The 19,937-nt window shown below is 41.3% G+C and carries 20 protein-coding genes and 2 pseudogenes; 10 read left to right on the top strand and 12 right to left on the bottom strand.

Annotated elements, in window-relative coordinates; translation table 11 throughout:
* Positions 1 to 38: 38 nt before the first annotated feature.
* The gene (locus tag IQ274_RS37570; protein WP_265578586.1) at positions 39 to 170 is read right to left on the bottom strand and encodes a hypothetical protein; all 132 of its coding nucleotides are present in this window, start codon (positions 168 to 170) and stop codon (positions 39 to 41) included.
* Between the two features lie 73 nt (positions 171 to 243).
* On the opposite strand from IQ274_RS37570, the gene IQ274_RS30960 reads away from it, so the two are divergent.
* The gene (locus IQ274_RS30960; RefSeq protein ID WP_163927788.1) at positions 244 to 843 is read left to right on the top strand and encodes a Uma2 family endonuclease; all 600 of its coding nucleotides are present in this window, start codon (positions 244 to 246) and stop codon (positions 841 to 843) included.
* Positions 844 to 960: 117 nt separating this feature from the next.
* Here IQ274_RS30960 and IQ274_RS30955 read toward each other — a convergent pair whose 3' ends face one another.
* Entirely contained in the window at positions 961 to 1,359 is a 399-nt protein-coding gene (locus IQ274_RS30955; protein WP_175586558.1) for a hypothetical protein, read from the bottom strand.
* On the opposite strand from IQ274_RS30955, the gene IQ274_RS37875 reads away from it, so the two are divergent.
* From IQ274_RS37875 to IQ274_RS37865, 3 genes are all read left to right on the top strand, one after another.
* The gene (locus IQ274_RS37875) at positions 1,245 to 1,643 is read left to right on the top strand and encodes a DUF3854 domain-containing protein (RefSeq protein ID WP_322745394.1); all 399 of its coding nucleotides are present in this window, start codon (positions 1,245 to 1,247) and stop codon (positions 1,641 to 1,643) included. The genes IQ274_RS30955 and IQ274_RS37875 overlap by 115 nt on opposite strands.
* Positions 1,637 to 2,344 carry a hypothetical protein gene (locus IQ274_RS37870; protein ID WP_322745393.1) on the top strand — a complete coding sequence of 236 codons (708 nt, stop codon included), beginning with the start codon at positions 1,637 to 1,639 and terminating at the stop codon, positions 2,342 to 2,344. The genes IQ274_RS37875 and IQ274_RS37870 overlap by 7 nt, the downstream gene beginning before the upstream one ends.
* A gap of 66 nt (positions 2,345 to 2,410) precedes the next feature.
* Positions 2,411 to 3,916: a hypothetical protein gene (locus IQ274_RS37865; RefSeq protein ID WP_322745391.1), complete on the top strand. Its 1,506-nt coding sequence runs from the start codon at positions 2,411 to 2,413 to the stop codon at positions 3,914 to 3,916.
* Between the two features lie 19 nt (positions 3,917 to 3,935).
* Here the strand turns inward: IQ274_RS37865 and IQ274_RS30945 are convergent, their stop codons facing one another.
* Together IQ274_RS30945 and IQ274_RS36895 are read right to left on the bottom strand one after the other, a co-directional pair.
* The gene (locus tag IQ274_RS30945) at positions 3,936 to 5,582 is read right to left on the bottom strand and encodes a PAS domain-containing sensor histidine kinase (RefSeq protein ID WP_228058478.1); all 1,647 of its coding nucleotides are present in this window, start codon (positions 5,580 to 5,582) and stop codon (positions 3,936 to 3,938) included.
* A 9-nt stretch (positions 5,583 to 5,591) separates the two neighbouring features.
* Positions 5,592 to 6,083: pseudogene (locus IQ274_RS36895) on the bottom strand (PAS domain-containing protein); the annotation flags it as partial.
* Between the two features lie 658 nt (positions 6,084 to 6,741).
* Here IQ274_RS36895 and IQ274_RS30940 point away from each other — a divergent pair.
* Positions 6,742 to 6,969 (top strand): hypothetical protein, encoded by a 228-nt coding sequence (locus IQ274_RS30940; protein ID WP_194144519.1) that lies wholly within the window; start codon positions 6,742 to 6,744, stop codon positions 6,967 to 6,969.
* A 35-nt stretch (positions 6,970 to 7,004) separates the two neighbouring features.
* Complete coding sequence (locus IQ274_RS30935) at positions 7,005 to 7,220, top strand: Rid family hydrolase (RefSeq protein ID WP_194144518.1); 216 nt, start codon at positions 7,005 to 7,007, stop codon at positions 7,218 to 7,220.
* A 47-nt stretch (positions 7,221 to 7,267) separates the two neighbouring features.
* Here IQ274_RS30935 and IQ274_RS30930 read toward each other — a convergent pair whose 3' ends face one another.
* From IQ274_RS30930 to IQ274_RS30895, 8 genes are all read right to left on the bottom strand, one after another.
* Positions 7,268 to 8,494 carry a calcium-binding protein gene (locus IQ274_RS30930; RefSeq protein ID WP_194144517.1) on the bottom strand — a complete coding sequence of 409 codons (1,227 nt, stop codon included), beginning with the start codon at positions 8,492 to 8,494 and terminating at the stop codon, positions 7,268 to 7,270.
* Between the two features lie 2 nt (positions 8,495 to 8,496).
* Positions 8,497 to 8,787: a hypothetical protein gene (locus IQ274_RS30925; protein ID WP_194144516.1), complete on the bottom strand. Its 291-nt coding sequence runs from the start codon at positions 8,785 to 8,787 to the stop codon at positions 8,497 to 8,499.
* A 205-nt stretch (positions 8,788 to 8,992) separates the two neighbouring features.
* On the bottom strand, positions 8,993 to 9,163 hold the full coding sequence (locus IQ274_RS38155; protein WP_416209859.1) for a transposase-like zinc-binding domain-containing protein: 171 nt from the start codon (positions 9,161 to 9,163) through the stop codon (positions 8,993 to 8,995).
* Positions 9,105 to 9,398, bottom strand: coding sequence for an SDR family NAD(P)-dependent oxidoreductase (locus IQ274_RS30915; RefSeq protein ID WP_228058474.1), 294 nt, complete (start codon positions 9,396 to 9,398; stop codon positions 9,105 to 9,107). The genes IQ274_RS38155 and IQ274_RS30915 overlap by 59 nt, the downstream gene beginning before the upstream one ends.
* A 126-nt stretch (positions 9,399 to 9,524) precedes the next feature.
* On the bottom strand, positions 9,525 to 9,932 hold the full coding sequence (locus IQ274_RS30910; protein ID WP_163927782.1) for a hypothetical protein: 408 nt from the start codon (positions 9,930 to 9,932) through the stop codon (positions 9,525 to 9,527).
* A gap of 45 nt (positions 9,933 to 9,977) precedes the next feature.
* Positions 9,978 to 10,892 (bottom strand): NAD-dependent epimerase/dehydratase family protein, encoded by a 915-nt coding sequence (locus IQ274_RS30905; protein ID WP_194144515.1) that lies wholly within the window; start codon positions 10,890 to 10,892, stop codon positions 9,978 to 9,980.
* Positions 10,893 to 10,980: 88 nt separating this feature from the next.
* Positions 10,981 to 11,133, bottom strand: coding sequence for a DsbA family protein (locus IQ274_RS30900; RefSeq protein ID WP_194144514.1), 153 nt, complete (start codon positions 11,131 to 11,133; stop codon positions 10,981 to 10,983).
* A 34-nt stretch (positions 11,134 to 11,167) separates the two neighbouring features.
* A complete protein-coding gene (locus tag IQ274_RS30895; protein ID WP_228058473.1) occupies positions 11,168 to 11,380 on the bottom strand; it encodes a hypothetical protein in 213 nt (70 codons plus the stop codon).
* A gap of 157 nt (positions 11,381 to 11,537) precedes the next feature.
* Here IQ274_RS30895 and IQ274_RS37860 point away from each other — a divergent pair, with 157 nt between their 5' ends.
* From IQ274_RS37860 to IQ274_RS30880, 4 genes and pseudogenes are all read left to right on the top strand, one after another.
* The gene (locus IQ274_RS37860) at positions 11,538 to 11,660 is read left to right on the top strand and encodes a hypothetical protein (RefSeq protein ID WP_322745390.1); all 123 of its coding nucleotides are present in this window, start codon (positions 11,538 to 11,540) and stop codon (positions 11,658 to 11,660) included.
* A gap of 170 nt (positions 11,661 to 11,830) precedes the next feature.
* Positions 11,831 to 11,983, top strand: a pseudogene (locus IQ274_RS30890) (sigma factor); the annotation flags it as partial.
* A gap of 205 nt (positions 11,984 to 12,188) precedes the next feature.
* Complete coding sequence (locus IQ274_RS30885) at positions 12,189 to 18,173, top strand: hybrid sensor histidine kinase/response regulator (protein WP_194144513.1); 5,985 nt, start codon at positions 12,189 to 12,191, stop codon at positions 18,171 to 18,173.
* Positions 18,173 to 19,747, top strand: a complete 1,575-nt coding sequence (locus IQ274_RS30880; protein WP_228058472.1) for a response regulator — start codon at positions 18,173 to 18,175, stop codon at positions 19,745 to 19,747. Before IQ274_RS30885 ends, IQ274_RS30880 begins: the two co-directional genes overlap by 1 nt.
* Positions 19,748 to 19,937 lie beyond the last annotated feature (190 nt).

Below are 19,937 nucleotides of genomic sequence, written 5' to 3'. Positions count from 1 at the left end.
CCATTTCAACTACTAGCGTATTGTAGTACTCGTTTCCATTAAGAGCGCCAAGCCGTCTCTACCAACATTTCCTTGCCATTGGTGAACTGGATGAATTCTTGCCCAAAGGCAATAAAACACATCAGTAAGCAGCCGATGGAAGCACATCGCCCACTTGGAGGTTGCGGCATTCTATCGTTCAATAGCAATTCTTCTTGACTTTGCAGATAATAGTTTTAGAGCTAATTATTTAAGAGGTTGATTGTGGTCTTTGCTCAAACCAGTCCCCCAGATATAATAACAACTCGCCTGACGTTAGACGAGTATCGGGCTATGGAAGAAACCAACCCCGAACGCCATGAATACCGTAACGGAGAGATTATTACTATGTCGGGAGGGTCGGAATCTCACAGTGCCATCGCCAGCAACTTCTTAATTTACTTAGGGTTTTTATTGAGAGACACCGATTTTCGTTTGTATAACAGCGACTTGCGAGTTTGGATTCCCGAATATCAGTGTGGGACTTATACCGATTTGATGGTTGTTAATGGTGAACCAGAGTTCAATGGCAATCGCAATGATGAAATTCTCAATCCAATGCTTATTGTCGAAGTTTTATCACCCGTGACTGTTGCTTATGATCGAGGGGACAAGTTCAGAAAATATCGCTCGATTGCCAGCTTCTGTGAATATCTGCTTGTGAGTCAAACTGAACCCTACATTGAGCAATATCACAATTTGGATCGTAACAGTAACGATCGCTGGCTATGGCAAGTTCACTCTCACCTTGAGCGCACGATTATGCTGCACAGTTTAAACGTAGAAATTCCCCTGACTGAAATCTATCGTCGCATTAATTTTTAAGGCTGCTTAACTCTCTGAGAATAATACCAACAGAAATTTTCATGAATCAATATACCAATCATATTAGATTGCTTCTCAATTATGACTTTTATCAGGGGCTTTATCCTCTGGAACTGATTAGTGAAACTCGTTACCAAAAGAAGCACTTCCAAGAAAGCTAGAAAAAGTAACTAGCATCCAACCGAAACAAATATGTTTTTGAGTTCGCCAATCGTATCTGTCTTCTATTGTCGGGATTGTATTAGCTTCAACAATTTCTAATCCCCAGTAGCCTAACGCACTGATGCCAAACAACATAGCGCTGACGATAGATAATTTAGCTATGGCTTTGAGAATGCAATTGCTTAAACTAGGCGGTGTTTGAAAGGATTGTCTGTGACGATGATGGATAGCTAATTCACTTGGAGCTACGCAACTGCGCGGCGAGTTGTTCACCACCAGCGATCGCAATTCCGGGAGTAAACGCTGGATACCGCACCCCCCAAGATGAGTACGGTACTGCCATCGGTAAACCATCCCTGATTCCCGACTTGAAACATTTCGCAACACAAGGGAGGCAGGTTAACATTTGCTTTGACCAGGACAATAAACCTGAAACAGTCCAACGGGTAAGAACTGCTATCAGTCGTATGGGACGGTTGCTGGTAAATGAGGGCTGTTCCCTGCGAGTGATTGATTTACCGTTAGGGGCAGAGAAAGGGGTCGATGATTTTATGCTCACGGTCAACCGGCATTTGACGCGCTCTACAACACAGCCGTTGCATTGGAGTTGTGGGAGATTAAGCTGTTTACTTTGCTGACTTATCCGCCTGCGATGTCTGCGACGGGCTACGCCTACGCACTTAACCAGCGCTTCTTGGATCACTTGCTTGTTCCATCAGGTGAAAAACTGATTATCCTCAAGGCTCCCAAAGGTACTGGTAAAACCCAATGGCTGTCTACTGAGGTGGCGAAGGCGCATGACCTTGGACGTAGGGTATTAATCATCACCCATCGGATTCAACTTGGTGAGGCATTATGCGATCGCTTTGGAGTGAATTATGTCACAGAAGTTCGCACGAATGAAACAGGTGCATTATTAGGATATGGCGTGTGTGTGGATTCACTACATCACGAAAGCCAGGCGCGATTTAATCCCAACGACTGGACTAACGATATTGTGATCATCGATGAATGCGACCAGGTATTCTGGCATTTGCTTAACTCTGGTACTGAAGTGCAAAAGCGTCGGGTATCTGTTCTCAAAAACCTCAAACAACTGGTACAGAATGTTTTGGGCAGCAGTCAGGGAAAGATTTATTTATCAAGTGCCGATGTTTCCGACACAAAAGTAAAGTATATTTTATCACTCGCTGGAGAATATCGGGTTAACCCATTCGTCATCGTCAACAACTATCAGCCCGTTTCGGGCAACTGTTACAACTATTCTGGCAACAACCCGAAGAATTTGATTGCCGCACTCGACAAAGCGATCTCCATTGGGGGTCATCATCTATCTTGATGGAGCAAGATAGACAGCGAATCTGTTGCTGATCCATCTCATGCGGCTTTCGGTTGTATCGCTCACTTGAACGAAATTCTCACCCAGTATGATTTGGTTATCGCATCTCCAAGTTTAGAAACTGGCGTATCCATCGACATTCGAGGACATTTTGATGGTGTATGGGGGATATTTCAGGGAGTGCATGTTAACTCCGTGCGTCAGATGTTGGCACGCCTCCGGGAAACTGTTGACCGTCACATTTGGGTCAGAGAGTGGGGGATGTCGGTTGTGGGCAATGGTTCCACGTCCATAGGGGGATTGCTCAGAAGTCAACACGTCGCAACACAGGCTAACATTGCGCTGTTGTCGGCGGCGGATAATGACGATTACAGCTTTGTTGACCAGAATTTTCAGCCCGAATCTTTGCAAACCTGGGGTAAGCGTGGTTCTGTGATTAACGTAGAGATGCGGCGCTATCGGGAATCGGTGGTTGCGGGTTTGGTCGAAGATGGGTACACGGTTATTGATGCCTCGGATGCCGACGATGATGAGAGTGGGGCTGTAATCGAGTCGGTTAAGGCGGCATCTGTTGAATTGTATGCTGCTGAGTGTAAAGCGATCGCGGATTCTCTAACCATCTCTGATGCCGAACTCAAGAAGCTGCAAGACACAAGGGCGAAAACGAAAATCGAGCGACACCAGCAGCGCAAGGCTGAATTATCCCGTCGCTACGAAATTGACGTAACCCCTGAGCTTGTCGAGAAAGATGACGATGGGTGGTATCCCCAACTACGGATGCACTATTATTTGACACTGGGGCGAGAGTTTCTGACGAACCGTGATGCCAAAAGAGCTACATCGCAGTTAGAAGCTGGGGAGAATTCGGTTTGGAAACCAGATTTTAACAAGGGGCAGATGTTGCCTGCTGTATTGTTACTCGAAAATCTGAATCTGTTGCAGTTTCTTACACCAGACGTTCAGCTACGGGGGACTGATGAGAAGATGGTGGAGTTTAAAGCGCTGGCTGTAAAGCATCGGCACGTTATCAAGAATTACTTGAATGTCAGTATCTCGGAAAAACTGACTTCAGTAGCGTTCCCGCTTCGGGTTGCCGAAGGCATCGCTCAGAAGTTACTTGCCAAGATTGATTTGAAATTGGCTTACGTTGGTCGATTGGGCAAGCGTGAAAACCGGGAGTGCGTTTATCAATTCGTTGCCCCTGATGACCAGCGTGATTCGATTTTCGAGCGGTGGTTAAATCGGGATGAAGTATCATACAGTGAGTTGGTGTCAGTCACTAATAATATAGTTTTATCGACACCAGTGATTGACACAACCTCCCAAATATTAGAAGAGGTAGTGTCCAGTCCTCAAGGACAAACCTGGAAAGGGCTGAAGCTGAAATTGCAGCAAGGCTTGGACAGTATTGGCTCTTGCTACACTGAGTTAGTCTCCAAGGTTGGCGAGGCTGTTGGCGTTGCTGATGGTGAGCCTTACTGGAATGGCTATCTGGGACAGTGGCAAGTTTGGGTTAAGTTTGGAGGCGGGTGTAGGTCTGTGGTCTGTGATTGGTTGGCGGCGGTTAACTGAAATCACACTTTCGACCAAGTTAACTTTGAGCCTGAGCCAGAATCGGTAAGGTAATCACAAATTCTGTTCCAACACCCAAGGTAGAATTCACATTCAAAGTTCCGCCATGTTTTTCTACAACAATAGACTGAGCGATCGCTAATCCTAATCCTGTTCCTTTACCAACACCTTTGGTAGTAAACAAGTCGTCAAATACTTTTTGTTTAATTGATTCACTCATCCCTTGACCATTATCAGCAATCTTCACTTCAACCTGTTTGTTTTCCAATGAGGTGGTAATCATAATCCGATTAGGATTGGCTTTAATCTCCCTAAAACTCCGGTCTGTACTTGATTCATCCAAGGCATCAATAGCATTCGCTATTATGTTCATAAATACCTGATTTAATTGACCTGGAAAACATTCTACTTCAGGTAAATTACCGTAGTTTGTGATAACTTCAATCTTTGGACGTTGCTCATTTGCTTTCAGACGATGTTTGAGAATTAGAATGGTACTATCAATTCCTTGATGGATATTGAAAGGTTTTTTGTAGTCTTGATCAGCACGGGTGAAAGTGCGGAGACTGGTACTGATATTTTTCAGCCTGTCACATGCTATCGTCATCGAATCAATCATTTCGGGAAAATCTTCTAAGCTATATTCCAAGTCAATTTCTTCAGCATGGATAAGAATTTCATTTCCAGGAGTTGGAAACTTTTCTTGATAAAGCTTTAAGTGTTCAACAATATCAGCAAAGGTAGGTTTAGCTTGTTTTACACTGGCAGCAATAAAGCCCAAAGGGTTATTCATTTCGTGAGCTACTCCAGCAACCAATTGACCAATAGAGGACATTTTTTCGCTTTGAAGCAAATGAGCTTGGGTGCTTTGAAGTTCTTTAAGAGTACGCTCTAAATCTTCCGCTTTTTGCCGTAAATCTTCTTCCGCAGCTTTGAGTTCGCTGATATCCCTTGCAATCGTCGAGAAATATTCAACTTCTCCCTCAGGTGATTTGTGAGCAATAATCACCTGGGATATGGGAATTTCTCGTCCATCTGCTTTTAAAACAGCTGTTTCCCCAACCCAATCACCGACTCTAACTGATTCTGGTAATCCTTGATTCTGGATAATCTCATTTGCCCATTTCGGATGATTTTGGGACAAATTTCTCTTATGAAGGGATTCTTCTTCCCCTAGCTCCAACATTCTACGAGCTGCTTTATTAAAGTAAAGAACCTGCCCAGTTAAGTCAGCAGTACTGATAAAGTCTGGTGCTGCTTCTAGAATTGCCAACAACTTCGCCTGTTCTTTCTCGGCTTGTTTATGCTCACTAATATCACGAGCTACACCAACAGTCATTATCACTTGACCTAGTTCGTTACGGATCGCAGATTTGATTGTATGGAATAAGCGTACTTCGCCATTGTATCGAGTTACTGGCTCTTGGGGAATTTCTAAGGTCTGTCCACTTTCAAATACGTAGGTATCATCTTTGATATATTGCAGGGTATGATCTGCTTCGCTGAAGGGTGCATCAATCATATTTTGAAGCTGTGACTCACTCATTCCGTAATAATCACGAAATGCCTTATTTGCCCAAATTATTCGAGATTTAGCACCTTTAACCAGTACCATATCTGTAATTGCATCAAGAATTTGCTGATAAGTCTTTTCGTTTTCGTGCAGAGCGTTTTCAAAAGACTTTACTTTTGTAATATCCTGCACTGTGGAGACAATACTAATTACCTTGCCATCCATGTTAGTTATCGGAGTGTGGCACCAATCACAAATCATCACTATTCCATGTTTTGTCAGGTTCTTACTGAGATTATTACCTCCCACTTTCTCTTCAATTAATAACTTCATTATTTTGATGGCTTGTACTCTCTCAATTTCTGGCACAATTATTTCTGATACCTGACAACCAAGTACTTCGCTTTTGCTGTATCCAAATAGTTGTTCAGCAGCCAGATTCCATTCTATTACTTGAAACGCTGTATTCCACTCAATTAAAGGCAAAGGATTTCGTTCTATAAGTAATAAAAGTTTATCTTGCAACTGTTTCAAATCTGGCTCTGCTAATTGATTTTCAATTTCCTGACCATTTCTACTGGCTTCATCAACTTTTAGCACTTGGTTTACAGAAAAATTGTTACCGGATTTAATGCCTTGCTGTTGAAAGTTCATCCTGTCTAACTGACTAATATATTTGCTTGGTACTAAAATCTAGGATTCCCTATTCTTTGGGTAATGTAACATTCCTCTTTCTAATAGTATCCATCTCTTGGAAATCGTAGTAAAAAGAGAACAATTCTGAACGCAGAAGTACGTCCCTAAGACTAACTTGAACGAGATGCGGCTTACGCAGATAAAATACAGACTCACTTAAATAAATAGAATTTAACAGTACATTTGTACCAAACTAAAGTTATTTACAAATCACCAAGAATTTGATTTTCCGAAGTTGCAAATGAATAGGCAATATCCTTCGGTACGAGAAACGGAAAACTTGCACCACTGCCAACTTTATTTGAGTCCTGTTTTCTGTGAGAATGAACAAGAAGTTACTACTTTGATCTATTTCCGTAAAATATTCTATTTATTTAGGTCTTAGCTACTATTAAAATTAACTAAAACGGTTGTTTTTTAGCCTAGTATTAACTACTGATTAGTTTGATTGTATTTATAATCACGTCATGATAAATATATATTATAATTCCGGATACTACTAAAAATTTAGTATTTTTATCACCCATAACATCTGATTTTAATGCTAAGTCCAATCCTCGTACTCAAAAAGAGCCTAGTCTTGAACTCTCTGGAAACGAATTGAAAAAGCACGCCAGTGGAAAGCGCTGTTACCCTTGGCTGGAAAGGGCTGAAACTGAAATTGCAGCAAGGCTTGGACAGCGCTGGCTCGTTCTACAATCAGTTAGTCTCCACAATCGGGGAGGCTGTTGGAGTGGCTGATGGGGAGCCGTTTTGGAATGGGTATCTGGGGCAGTGGCAGATTGCTGTTAACTTTGCTGCGGGGTGTAAGTCTGTACTGTGTGATTGGTTGATAGTGGTTTAATTGTAGATACATTTGGAAGGAGATTCCACAATTAAATGAGTCGTCAATTCATATCTTCTGGTTCTATCTTTGAGCAAGAAATTGCTTATAAGAGAGCAGTTGTTGATGAAAGCTGGGTTTTTGTTTCTGGTACCACGGGTTTTGATTACAGTTCGATGACCATATCTGATGATGTTGTAAAACAAACAGAGCAGTGTTTTAAAAATATTAATGCTGCACTAACAGAGGCAGGACTGGTAATGCAGAATTAATCTATACAAATCTAGTTACGTAGATTTGTATAGATTAGTTGAGTTAATTAACCAGCAGGAGTTACAAAAATATTGGTTGCACTAAAAGCTAAACCTGGAGAAAGCTGTGCAAATTGGAATTGAGCCATTCCACCAGCTCCATCGTAATCAAAAGAGAGAATTCCTGTACTATTGTTGTAGATAAATCGGTCATCATAATCGCTCGCTTGCGAACCTATTACAAAGCAATCGCTGCTGAGAGTACCCCAAGCTAATCCAGAGCCAAATGGGGAGCTAAAGTATATTGTATCTTCTGACACATTGAAATCTTGAATAGTATCAATACCAGCATCTGCTCTATAGTAGAACTTAAAAGAGTCCAGTCCGCTTCCTCCAGTTAGAGTATCATTGCCACCTTGACCTTCAAGGTAATCGTTCCCTGCTCCGCCAACAAGTTGGTCATTACCACTTTGCCCATAAAGATCGCCATAAAGATTATCGTTGCCATCTCCTCCATCGAGATAGTCGTTGCCTAAATCTCCAGATAAGTTATCACCGTCTGCTTCACCATAAAGAGCGTCGTCTCCATCGCCTCCATTGAGGTAATCAGTACCAAAGTATCCCAACAAAACATCATTACCTGCATCCCCAAAAAGTTGATCGTTACCATTCCAACCATCTAAATTATCGTTACCAGATGCACCACGAAGAGTGTCATCACCACTATCTCCAAATAAGATATTGTTTGCTTCGTTGCCAGTAATTGAGTTATTGAGTTGATTACCAGTTCCTCTAACAGTTAATCCGATCAATTGTAAATTTTCTACATTTGCTCCCAAGGTGTAATCAACGTTTGCACGAACGATATCAATTCCCTCGTTAGCATTTTCTATTACAATGTCATTGTTATAGTAAGAAAGGCTAGAAACAATATAAGTATCATTTCCCGAACCCCCATACATATAATTGATGCCATCACCTCCATCAAGGTAATCATCGCCAGCACCCCCATAGAGACTATCGTTACCTCCTTCACCATAAAGGCGATCGTTTTGATCGCCTCCATTAAGAAGATCGTTCCCGTACCAGCCAAATAAGATGTCTTCACCCGATCCACCAAATAGCTGATCGTTTCCATCGCCTCCATCAAGGTAATCATTACCACCACCGCCATTCAAGGTATCATTGCCGCTATAGCCATACATTTGATCGTTATATACTGTTCCTTGAAGGTTATCATCTCCAATTCTAATACCCCCAAATATAAACAGCTCAGAACCTTTAATAATTGCCATATTTAGAACTCTTGAAAAACTTCAACTTTGAATATAGAAACTAATCGGGTAAAACTAGGGGAAAGAAAAATAAAATAGCAGATATCTATTAAAAGGCGATAAGCAATAAGAAAATCCCCTTCATCAACCGAGATATTCCGTGAAGCTACGTGTTCTGGTATTTCAGTGTCCGCCGTTAGACAAACCAGTGAGAATTGCACTTGCTCATCTTTAACCAAAGACTTTCGGCTGGCTCCAGGTTTGGTATAGTTAACTTGCTCTTGAAGCTGAGTTGTAAACGATTTTTGGGTCATCACGATGAGTCTCCTATAGTGCTGTGATGGTGGATTTTATTTCAGAAAAGACAGGTATCGTTGTCCAACAGTGGGGACAAAACCAGCAAATTTTATAGTGCTGAATGTGCCGTAGTAATGGGTAAGAGGAATAAAGACAGTCGTGCATGATTATTTACCTCTGTCATTACTCATGGAAAAACAATCTTAGGAGTAGCTGCATATCCTAGATAAAGATAGGCAGCAGATCGCAGCACAATTTCGGAATAGAGAATCTTTTGGATATCCAAAGAAGGCGCACGTTTTGCAGTGAAATTGTAAGCCATATGTAATTTTGTTTACCACGCTGCCGCCCATTCTTGCAAATATGATCTGATGAACATCTTGGACATTTCATAGCGATCGCTCTCATTCATATTTCTATTCTGCACAGCACTGTCGGCTTGAATGGCAAGAGCCTGGACACCTAATGCTTGCGCTGCCTGCACGATTTCGTTAGCGCGATCGGGTGAACTGGTATATGTAAAAGCGACATCAGCACCAACACTTGCTAAACGTTTGACGATCGCTGCCCCAATACCGCGACTGCCTCCAGTAATGAGGGCGCGTTTATTCTTGAGTATGTGGTTCATATTAGATCCTGTGCAATGAGAAATTAGATAATTCAGTGTGTATTTCTAATGAAAGAAAACTGCTCTAAATTGGGAGCAAGCAAGTAAACAATAACAGATGATGGTGATTAAAATAATCGAAATAATTCATATAATCTTTTCTGGTTCCTGAGTGGTTTTCAATGCCCAGATGCCAATCCAAGAGCCGAATCCATCCACAATTAATGTCAGAATGGCTGTGATTTGGAATAGCAATCCCCAACCTGCAAAGGAAACTTGAGACACATGATCCGAACTAATCACGATCAAATGATTGTAGATTCCAAAAAGAACTGATGCTGCCATTGAAAAGAGCAAGAGCCAGCTACCAATGCGGTAAAACTGTGTCCAAAGTAAAACGACTGCAATGATGGGAATCGCATAAATTACAGTACCCACAAACAAACTTTGAAGTATTGAGAGGGGAACTGGGATTTCCACATGCGCTAAACCATGCAGTCCGTGTACGATCGCATGGATGACCACGATCGCTGTTCCATATTGAGCAATCTTCATCTTTCTTCTCCCTTCAATTCTTAACTGGCATGAGCCACGGCGGTGTTAACCTATCCATTCCAAGGGTCGGGGCTGAAAATTTAATTCACGTTTTGCCTTAGCATTTGATGCGCCTCGCATCTGAGTACCATAATAGACAGCATCCGCACCACTAATTCGCAGAGCATCCTCAACCGATACCTGCGGAGGTGGTGGAGCATTGAGCCATTGGGCATAAGCAGAAAGCCACTCGCGTACCGCTAAGGGTTGATCGTCCGTAATTAGGTAAATGCCAGGATTGCCTCGTTCTGCTGCTGCAACTGTGGCGATCGCAGCATCCTCAATATGAATCCACGACCATACACCTTCCCCATTCCCAACGATTGGGAACTTTTGCTGTCGTACCTGTTGGGCAACATCGCCATCAGGGGCAAACCAAGTACCGGGTCCGTAAAGAAAGCCATAACGCAGAGCAATCCCTTCTAGGTTGGGGCTCCCTAGTAAGTGATGTTCGATTTCAGTGACTATGTGAGCATCTGCTGCAACCGCAGGCGAGGCATCAAAAGCTAATGGCGTTTCTTCATCTGCCAAACCTGCCCCGGGAATCGCCCAGAATGCGATCGACTGTCTCAGATAACGGCGCACGCCAGCCACTTGCGCTGCCGCCAGCACATTAGCACCCCCTTCTCGACGGATGCGAGTATTCAGGGCTGATGCTGCGCTCATCGACTCGCTAGTATAGGTTTTGGGTAGGGAAGTGAGTTGTTCAATCACCACTTCCGGCTGAGTGCGGGTGATAGCAGCTTTAACAGCATCTGCATCGAACACATCTGCGATCGCTAATTCCACGCCTTGTTCAGCTAAAGTTTTTGCTTTTTCTAGAGAACGTGTCAACGCAACTACTTCATGTCCTTGCGCTAGCAGTTGCGCGATTAGCGGACGACCGATTGCTCCCGTTGCGCCTGCAACAAAAATCTTCATTTGTGAACCTCCTGTTTAAACCTGCGAGATATTTGAGAATCGTTAGCGAATTGTTTTAAAATTTCTAGCTTGCGTGTTGGTGTAGCTTCTAGTCGAGAATCGCTGCGAGTAATCTCTCTGTATCCCAGGCATCCCTATAGCGAAATCCGTTAATAAATAAAGCTAGCGTATTACTGACACCGCTTTGTATACCGCCTTGAATGTTCTGAGCGACCCGCTCGGCATGAATATGGCTTGTCATGTCCTGAAGGAATCGATTGATATCAAGCTGTATCTCATTGGCATACTCTAGAAGATGTCCATCTTTGTTGGCTAACTTCTTGCTCAATCAGTGCCAATGGAAACAAAGGTAATAATTCATCTGGTGTAATTGGCTTACCAGTAGCAGGATTTAAAACTGGTGGTAAGGCTTGTGGCAAGTCAGCTTGGATGTTGTACCAAGCTTTTGGCATTTGGTTTTCAGTCAGAACGTATTTAATCGTGTCCATATAATTAGGTGATGCACAACAGTAAAATTGTACATTTACGATTCTTCAAGAAAAAAGTTAACTTTTATTGTTATTCAAGAGGTTAATTATAACAAAATAATATATAGAGTGTTTAGAGGCAATTGTTGATCGATTAACATTAGCCGCAGTTCTAGAAATGTTAGAACGAATCAGTCATAAAAAAGTAGAAAATCTCAGAAATCATTGGAAAGATGAGACTTCTGCAAAGCTTTGGGATAAAGCTGCTAGACAGATAGAACAGATAAATATTGATATCTAATTAAAATTTTGGTTGTATTGCAAAGCTTTAGCGTTGTCTTACAGCCCTTCTCAAGTCAAGAGGCGCTGTTCGCTGTTTTTTTTCATAATTGAAATTACAGGCTTTGATTCCAAGATGAATCAATTATCAATTACGTCCGCAATTGCGAATTGCGAGTTGCGAACTGGAGACGGCTAGTGGTTTCTGTTGCGAAAAAGTACCAGAATCACAATTTAGATTTTCTCGATTTGCTTCAAGAAGGGGCATTAGGTTTACAAAAGGGGATCGAATACTGGTGGATTACGCAGTCAATTACACGGGCGATCAGAGAAAAATCTCGCACAAACCTTGTTTTGAGGAAATGTTGTGCAATTTTTCTCACTAAGTGCAAACTTATATTTCCAAATGTTGAGCTTTATTTAGTCTTATAAAACTTTTGGACTGGCTGGGAATGCTAAATACAACACCTGAATGTCCTTTTATTTGACAGTGGTGAATAACGTTCATTAGCCTCATACCCAGTTCATCCTAATACTTAGGCTTAGAAAAATGATACCTGTTCTTCCCAGTTACAACTTTATTGAAGCTCTGTATGAAGGTGTCAATACCGTTATTTATCGCGCTTCCAAGCAGTCAGATCAAACTCTTGCGATCGTTAAAGCCCTGAAAGCCGAGTATCCCAGCCTCGAAGAACTAACCCGACTCAGACATGAATATAAAATCTCACAGACTCTAGTAGATATAGAAGGAATTGTCAAGTCTCTAGCTTTAGAAAATCATCATAACGGTCTAGCCCTAATTTTGGCAGACTTTGGTGCAGAATCTCTGAAAAAGTATATTAGCGATCGCCAATTATCATTAACCGAATTTCTCACAATAGCCATTCAGTTAGCATCCACTCTAACTCAACTGCATCAAGCCAAGATTATTCATAAAGATATTAAACCTGACAATATCGTTATTAACCCAAAAACTGGGCAAGTTAAAATTATCGACTTCAGCATTGCATCGCGGTTAGAAAAAGAAAATCAAAGTATCAGCAATCCCAATTTACTAGAAGGCACTCTCGCCTATATGTCACCGGAGCAAACCGGACGAATGAATCGGTCAATTGATTACCGTACCGACTTCTATTCTTTAGGCGTTACCTTTTATGAAATGCTGACAGGTTCGCTGCCATTTAATGCCGCTGACTCTCTGGAATTTGTTCATTGCCATATTGCCAAAACACCAATAACGCCTCAAGAGTTCAATCCAAAAATTCCTTTAACGGTTTCTGACATTGTAATGAAATTGTTAGCTAAAACCGCTGAAGATAGATATCAAAGTTCTCTAGGATTAAAAGCTGATTTAGAAACCTGTATGACTCAGTTACAAATAGATGGCGAGATTTCTCACTTTATTGTCGGTCAACTAGATTCATACAGCCAATTTTCCATCCCACAAAAACTCTACGGACGGGAAATAGAAGTTGCTACTTTGTTAAAAGCATTCGATCGCGTAAGTTCTGGTAGTACAGAAATGATGCTAGTTTCTGGTTACTCAGGCATCGGTAAATCATGCTTAGTTTACGAAGTTCACAAACCGATTGTGCGCCAGCGCGGTTATTTTATCTCCGGTAAATTTGACCAGTTCAAGCGGAATATTCCTTTTGCTTCTCTAATTCAAGCATTCCAAGATTTGATGCGGCAATTGCTAACAGAAACCGATGACCAAATCGCCGTTTGGAAATCAAAACTAATAGATGCTCTTGGCTCCAATGCTCAAGTGATTATAGACGTTATTCCCGAATTAGAACGGATTATTGGCCCGCAGCTAGCAGTTCCTCAATTAGGCTCATCAGAATCACAAAACCGATTTAATCGGGTGTTTCAACAATTCATTCATGTATTTAGTCAACCCGAACACCCGCTAGTTTTGTTTCTGGATGACTTGCAGTGGGCGGATTCAGCTTCCCTCAAGCTTATCCAGTTAATTATGACCGACCCAGATAGCCAATATCTATTGCTAATTGGTGCGTATCGAGATAACGAAGTAAGTGCCACTCATCCCTTAATTCAGACCTTGGAGGAGATTCAACAGACTGGTGCGATCGTAAATAATATTATCCTCCAGCTTTTAGATAGTGCTCATGTGAACCAGTTAGTAGCCGATACTCTTCGTAGTGAAGTTTTAAAGGTAAAGCCGCTAGCTGAGTTAGTTTTTACAAAAACCCAAGGCAACCCCTTTTTCTTAACTCAGTTACTCAAATCTCTTTATCAGGACAACTTATTATCTTTTGACTTTGAGCGCGGTTTTTGGCAATGGAATATTGAGTTTATTCAGGGAGTTAATATAACTGATAATGTCGTTGAATTGATGGTCAGCCAAATTCAAAAGCTATCTGTCAAAACACAAAATGTATTAAAGCTTGCTGCTTGCATAGGAGACAAATTTACTTTAGATATTTTAGCGATTATTAATAAAACATCTCAGTCAGAGACAGCAGCAGATTTGTGGGAAGCTCTGCAATCAGGTTTGGTTCTGCCCCTCAATAATTCCTACAAAATACCGCTTGTTTTTGACTCAGAACAAATGGAGACTGAGAACAGGCGATCGCACATTAACCAGCCCCCATCACCTATTACCTATAAGTTCTTACACGACCGGGTGCAACAAGCATCTTATTCTCTCATACCAGATGACCAGAAAAAACAGACTCACCTAAAAATTGGTGAATTGCTACTAATACATACCTCGGAAACGGACATTGAAGAAAACATTTTTGAAATTGTCAACCAACTAAATATTGGTGCTGAATTCATCACCCAACAATCTCAAAAAGATAGACTGGCTCAACTCAATCTTATAGCTGGACAGAAAGCAAAAGCAGCAACAGCGTATGAATCATCTGTTAAATATTTAAATGTAGGTTTGGAACTTCTTGCGGCAGATAGTTGGCAGTGTCAGTATGACATGACACTCAACCTCTATGTAGAAACGGCAGCAGTAGAATTCCTCAACACTAATTTTGAACGAGCAGAAATGCTTTCTGATGTAGTTTTATCACAGGCAAAAACCCTGCTCGATCGAGTCCAGGTATATGAGACAAAAATGCAGTTTTATATTGCTAAAAACCAAATGCAAGCTGCGTTAAATACTGGACTGCAAGTGCTAAAAATGCTAGGGTTGCCTTTATCAGAAAAACCCCCGACGAGACTGACTAGATTGAATTTAGGAGGAAAACGGATTGAGGATTTAACAGAGTTGCCAGAAATGACTGATGTTTATAAATTAGCCGCACTGCGAGTCTTGATCAATCTGATTCCTCCGGTTTATATTGCAGCTCCCGAACTTTATCCCCAGGTCGTTTTTAAAATGACCAATCTCTGTCTGAAAGATGGAAACTCTCCTCTGTCAGCTTATGCATATGTACTTTATGGAATGTTCCTATGTGGCGCTTTTGAAGACATGGATTCTGGCTATCAATTTGGTCAGTTAGGCTTAAAGCTGTTAAATCAATTCAATGCTAAGGAGATGACTGCGAAAATCTATGAAACATTTAATTATTTTATCAGGCATTGGAAAGAACCAGCTATTAATACTATAGAACCGTTAATTGAGGGTGTCCAAAGAGGGCTGGAAACAGGAGATTTAGAATATGCTTCTTATTCGGCTTGTTTTTATTGTACGCATTTGTTTTTTATCGGTGAAAATCTAGAAATAGCTCTCCAGAAACAAGCGCATTATATTGCTTTAATGCAAAGAACTAAACAAGAATTTCAGATTATTTATGCTAGTATAGTTCAACAAACAGGTTTAAATTTAATTAAGAAAACAGCGGAACCATATCGATTAATTGGCGAAAGTTTTGATGAAAATAAAATGTTGCCAATTCTGATAAATAGCAATAATTATATGGCTATTTATCCTATCTATGTTTCTAAACTGATTCTAGGTTATTTATTTAAAAATTACGATCGCGCTGCTGAGAATGCCTTTCTGGCAGAAAAATACGAACAAGGTGGACGAGCGTTGATGTATAGAGCTGAACACAAGTTCTACTCCTCTCTGACTCTCCTAGCTTTGTATCCCAGTGCATCAAAAAGCGATGCCTACGGCGGCAAGCTACGCCAACAATATTTCAGCCAAGTGATAGCGCAGCAGAAAAAAATGAAGCAATGGGCGTTGCATTCTCCTGCCAACTATCAGCATAAATACGATTTAGTGGAAGCAGAAAAAGCACGAGTATTGCAACAAGATGCCAAAGCGATCGTGTTTTATGACCGAGCCATAACTGGAGCCAGAGAACATGGATATATTCAGGAAGAAGCCCTAGCGTCAGAACTAGCAGCAGAGTTCTATTTTGCTTGTGGCAGAGAGAAAGTTGCTAATACCTATCTCAACGATGCCTACTATGGATATGGTTGCTGGGGAGCGAAGGCAAAAGTCAAAGACTTGGAAAAAAGATATCCTCAACTATTTCGGATATCAAAGCGAGAAACTGTCAGTACGAACGCGACTCGGATGATAAGCTATACGGGTGAAAATGCTTCATACTCGCTGGATTTAGCCACAGTTATGAAAGCATCTCAAGCCCTTTCTGGAGAAATAGTTTTGAGCAAATTGTTGGCTAAATTAATGACAATTGTGCTAGAAAATGCTGGCGCTCAAACAGGCTACCTAATTTTAGAAAAATCAGGAGACTTGCAAATAGAAGCATCAAAAAGAGTAGACAAAAATGATGTAACTGTGCTACAAGAAATTTCAGTATCAAACAGTCAGCAGCTACCAATTTCACTGATTAAGTATGTAGCCCGAACTAAAGAAAATGTTGTTCTCAGCAATGCAAGTTGTGAAGGAACATTTACCACAGATACATACATCGCTACCCATCAACCGAAATCGGTTTTATGTACACCGCTCATCCATCAAGGAAAACTTAGTGGCATCCTTTATTTAGAAAATAATCTTACCATTGGCGCATTTACATCAGATCGCTTAGAAGTATTACAAGTGTTATCTTCTCAAGCGGCGATTTCCATTGAAAATGCTCGTCTTTATAAAGACTTAAAATTAGCCAACGCTAACTTAGAAGCCAAAGTACAAGAGCGAACTTTAGAGTTACAAGAAAAAAATGTGCATCTGCAAAAAGCAGAAGAAATCGCCCAATCAGCCAACCGTGCTAAAAGTGATTTTCTTGCCAACATGAGCCATGAACTGAGAACACCACTTAATGGCATTTTGGGTTACGCCCAAATCCTTAAGCGTGAAAAAAGTTTAACTAACTCACAAAAAGATGGTGTGAATATTATTCATCAGTGTGGCGACCACCTCTTGAACCTGATTAATGACATTTTAGACCTCTCTAAAATTGAAGCGAGAAAAATGGAACTCCACCTAACGGATTTTCATTTCCTAGATTTTCTCGAAGGCATTGCCGAAATCTGCCGTATCCGGGCCGAACAAAAAGGTATTTGCTTAATTTTTGAACAGATTACTCAACTTCCTATAGGTGTCAAGGCTGATGAAAAACGCTTGCGGCAAGCTTTGATTAACTTACTGGGTAATGCCGTTAAGTTTACTGAAACTGGAGGTGTGGCTTTCAAAGTCGGCTATCAGGAAGGTAAAATTCGGTTTCAGGTGGAAGATACAGGAATTGGCATGGCACCAGAACAATTAGAAGAGATATTTTTACCGTTCCAGCAGGTAGGAGATCACAATCGCAAAGCAGAAGGAACGGGATTAGGACTGGCAATTACCCGCCAATTAGTTCAGATGATGGGTGGCGAAATCCAGGTGAAGAGTAACTTAGGAAAAGGGAGTGTTTTCTTCTTTGATTTAGATTTGCCTGAAGTTTCTCAATACGCTGATGTTGTCAAAAAAGAGCAACGAAATATTCAAGGTTTTAAAGGCGGTAAGCGGAAAGTCATCGTGGCAGATGACAGACCAGAAAATCGGGCGATTTTAGTCAAGATGCTATCGCCTTTAGGATTTGAAATGATAGAAGCAGTAGATGGTCAAGATTGTCTCAATAAGGCATTTGAATTAAATCCAGATTGTATCTTGATGGACTTGATGATGCCTCAAATGAATGGCTTTGAAACTACTCGTCGCATTCGGCGATCGCCTGAACTAAAGAATGTGATCGTGATTGGCACTTCTGCCAGTGTTTTTGATTTCGATCTCAACAAAAGTAGAGAGGCGGGTTGCAATGATTTTCTACCTAAGCCCATCCGCATAACAGAGCTTTTAGAAAAGTTACGGCATCACTTAGAACTGGAATGGATTTATGATGATGGGGAAACTCAAGTATATAAAGGTAACAAAAAAGAAAATTCTCAGCAATCATTGGTAGCTCCCTCCGCAGACGAAATTGCGATTCTGTTGAATTTAGCAATGAAAGGCGATCTCAAACGGATTGTGGAGCGAGTTACTCACTTGGAAGAAGTGGATGTTAAATATGCACCTTTTTCTTTAGAGTTTCGTCAATTAGCTAAAGGTTTTCAAGTTAAAAAAATTCGTGAAATTCTAAAAAATATAGGGGTAAATTAATGAGTATTTCCAACATTGAAAATAGCATTATCTTAATCGTTGATGATAACCCGACAAATTTAGGAGTATTATTTGATTTCTTGGCTGACTCTGGCTTCCAAGTGTTGGTGGCGCAGGATGGCGAAGATGCAATTGAACAGGTCGAATATGCTCTCCCCGATCTAATTTTGTTAGATGTACTCATGCCTGGTATGGACGGGTTTGAAACTTGTGAACACTTGAAAGCTCAAGAATCAACTAAAGACATCCCCGTAATTTTTATGACAGCGCTTTCTGAGACGGTTGATAAGGTCAGAGGGTTGAATCTTGGGGCGGTGGATTACATCACTAAGCCGCTTCAGCATGAAGAGGTTTTAGCTCGTGTCAAAATCCATTTAAGCATCCGAAATCTGACGAAGAGACTGCAAGAACAAAATGTGCATCTAGAGCAGGAGATTCAAGAGCGAACTAAGGCAGAGAACGCCCTCTTAAAATTGACATCTGAGTTAGAAGAACGGGTGGAACAAAGAACGGCTGCACTTGGACAATCTAATCAGTTGCTGCAACAGGAAATCCAAGAGCGCATTTGTACAGAGCAAGCATTGCAGGAATCAGAAGCACGTTATCGAGAACAAGCCAATCGGCTAGAACTTGCCTTTCGCCAACTTCAAGAAACTCAAAGCCAACTGGTTCATAGTGAAAAAATGTCCAGTTTGGGGCAATTGGTGGCAGGTGTCGCTCATGAAATTAATAATCCTGTCAACTTTATCTATGGAAATCTGACTCACGCCTATCAATATACCCAAGATTTGCTCAACCTTTTGAATCTCTATGCCAAGTACACTCCCTCACCGCTACCTGAAATTCAACAACTGGCTGAAGCGATAGATTTAGAATTTTTGAGTGACGACCTACCCAAATTGCTGAGTTCGATGAAGGTTGGGGCTGATCGTATCCGCGAAATCATTCAGTCGTTACGGATTTTTTCTCGCGTGGATGAAGCCCAAATGAAGCTGGTGGATATTCACGCTGGGCTAGACAGCACGTTGCTGATTTTGCACAATCGGTTTAAAGCCAGTTCTAACCAACTAGGTATTCAACTCGTTAAAGATTATGGCGATCTACCGCTTGTGGAGTGTTATCCAGGACAACTCAACCAAGTGTTTATGAATCTACTGGCGAACGCAATTGATGCTTTGGAGGAGTATGATAAACAGCGATCGCCCCAAGAAATTTACTTTTGCCGCAGCACGATTAGGATTCGCACCGAAGTAACTGACAATGAGTTTGTGACTATTTGGATTGGCGATACTGGCCCCGGTATGACAGAGGAAGTACGCGATCGCTTATTCGACCCCTTCTTTACAACAAAACCCGTAGGTAGAGGCACGGGTTTAGGCTTGTCGATTAGCCAGGAAATTATTGTCTCAAAACATGGTGGTCAGATAACGTGCCTTTCAGCGCCTGGTCAGGGAACAGAGTTTATGATTAAAATTCCGATGCGATCACACCCTTTAGAATCAGTAAACCAAAAAGTTTTTCCCCAAGAGCAATGTCTGCGGCTAGCTACGCCTACGCTAATTAAGTTTACGTAGTCTAAAGTGCTATATTTTACTAATTGCAGGATTACTACTTAGTGATTGGTCATGAAATTCGGCAAATCTGGGTTGGAAAGCAAAGAAAATGTCGAGTTTTATATGTCGTGTCAGAAAATACTGTAGCAATTCTTCATATTCGCAACAGTCGCCAATCTAATCTAGGTGAAGAATCCGAGTGAACTACTCA

Origin of the sequence: Nostoc sp. LEGE 12447 (assembly GCF_015206985.1) — a bacterium.
Classification (GTDB): domain Bacteria; phylum Cyanobacteriota; class Cyanobacteriia; order Cyanobacteriales; family Nostocaceae; genus Nostoc.
Note: the sequence above shows the minus strand (reverse complement) of the source record. Positions and strands in the feature narration are given on the sequence as shown.

Coding starts and splice junctions, on each gene's coding strand:
- IQ274_RS37570 (WP_265578586.1), bottom strand. CDS start 170: ATGCCGCAACCTCCAAGTGGGCGATGTGCTTCCATCGGCTGCTTACTG.
- IQ274_RS30955 (WP_175586558.1), bottom strand. CDS start 1,359: ATGGTTTACCGATGGCAGTACCGTACTCATCTTGGGGGGTGCGGTATC.
- IQ274_RS30935 (WP_194144518.1), top strand. CDS start 7,005: ATGAGTCGTCAATTCATATCTTCTGGTTCTATCTTTGAGCAAGAAATT.
- IQ274_RS30930 (WP_194144517.1), bottom strand. CDS start 8,494: ATGGCAATTATTAAAGGTTCTGAGCTGTTTATATTTGGGGGTATTAGA.
- IQ274_RS30925 (WP_194144516.1), bottom strand. CDS start 8,787: ATGACCCAAAAATCGTTTACAACTCAGCTTCAAGAGCAAGTTAACTAT.
- IQ274_RS38155 (WP_416209859.1), bottom strand. CDS start 9,163: ATGAAATGTCCAAGATGTTCATCAGATCATATTTGCAAGAATGGGCGG.
- IQ274_RS30915 (WP_228058474.1), bottom strand. CDS start 9,398: ATGAACCACATACTCAAGAATAAACGCGCCCTCATTACTGGAGGCAGT.
- IQ274_RS30910 (WP_163927782.1), bottom strand. CDS start 9,932: ATGAAGATTGCTCAATATGGAACAGCGATCGTGGTCATCCATGCGATC.
- IQ274_RS30905 (WP_194144515.1), bottom strand. CDS start 10,892: ATGAAGATTTTTGTTGCAGGCGCAACGGGAGCAATCGGTCGTCCGCTA.
- IQ274_RS30900 (WP_194144514.1), bottom strand. CDS start 11,133: ATGACAAGCCATATTCATGCCGAGCGGGTCGCTCAGAACATTCAAGGC.
- IQ274_RS30895 (WP_228058473.1), bottom strand. CDS start 11,380: ATGGACACGATTAAATACGTTCTGACTGAAAACCAAATGCCAAAAGCT.
- IQ274_RS37860 (WP_322745390.1), top strand. CDS start 11,538: ATGTTAGAACGAATCAGTCATAAAAAAGTAGAAAATCTCAGAAATCAT.
- IQ274_RS30885 (WP_194144513.1), top strand. CDS start 12,189: ATGATACCTGTTCTTCCCAGTTACAACTTTATTGAAGCTCTGTATGAA.
- IQ274_RS30880 (WP_228058472.1), top strand. CDS start 18,173: ATGAGTATTTCCAACATTGAAAATAGCATTATCTTAATCGTTGATGAT.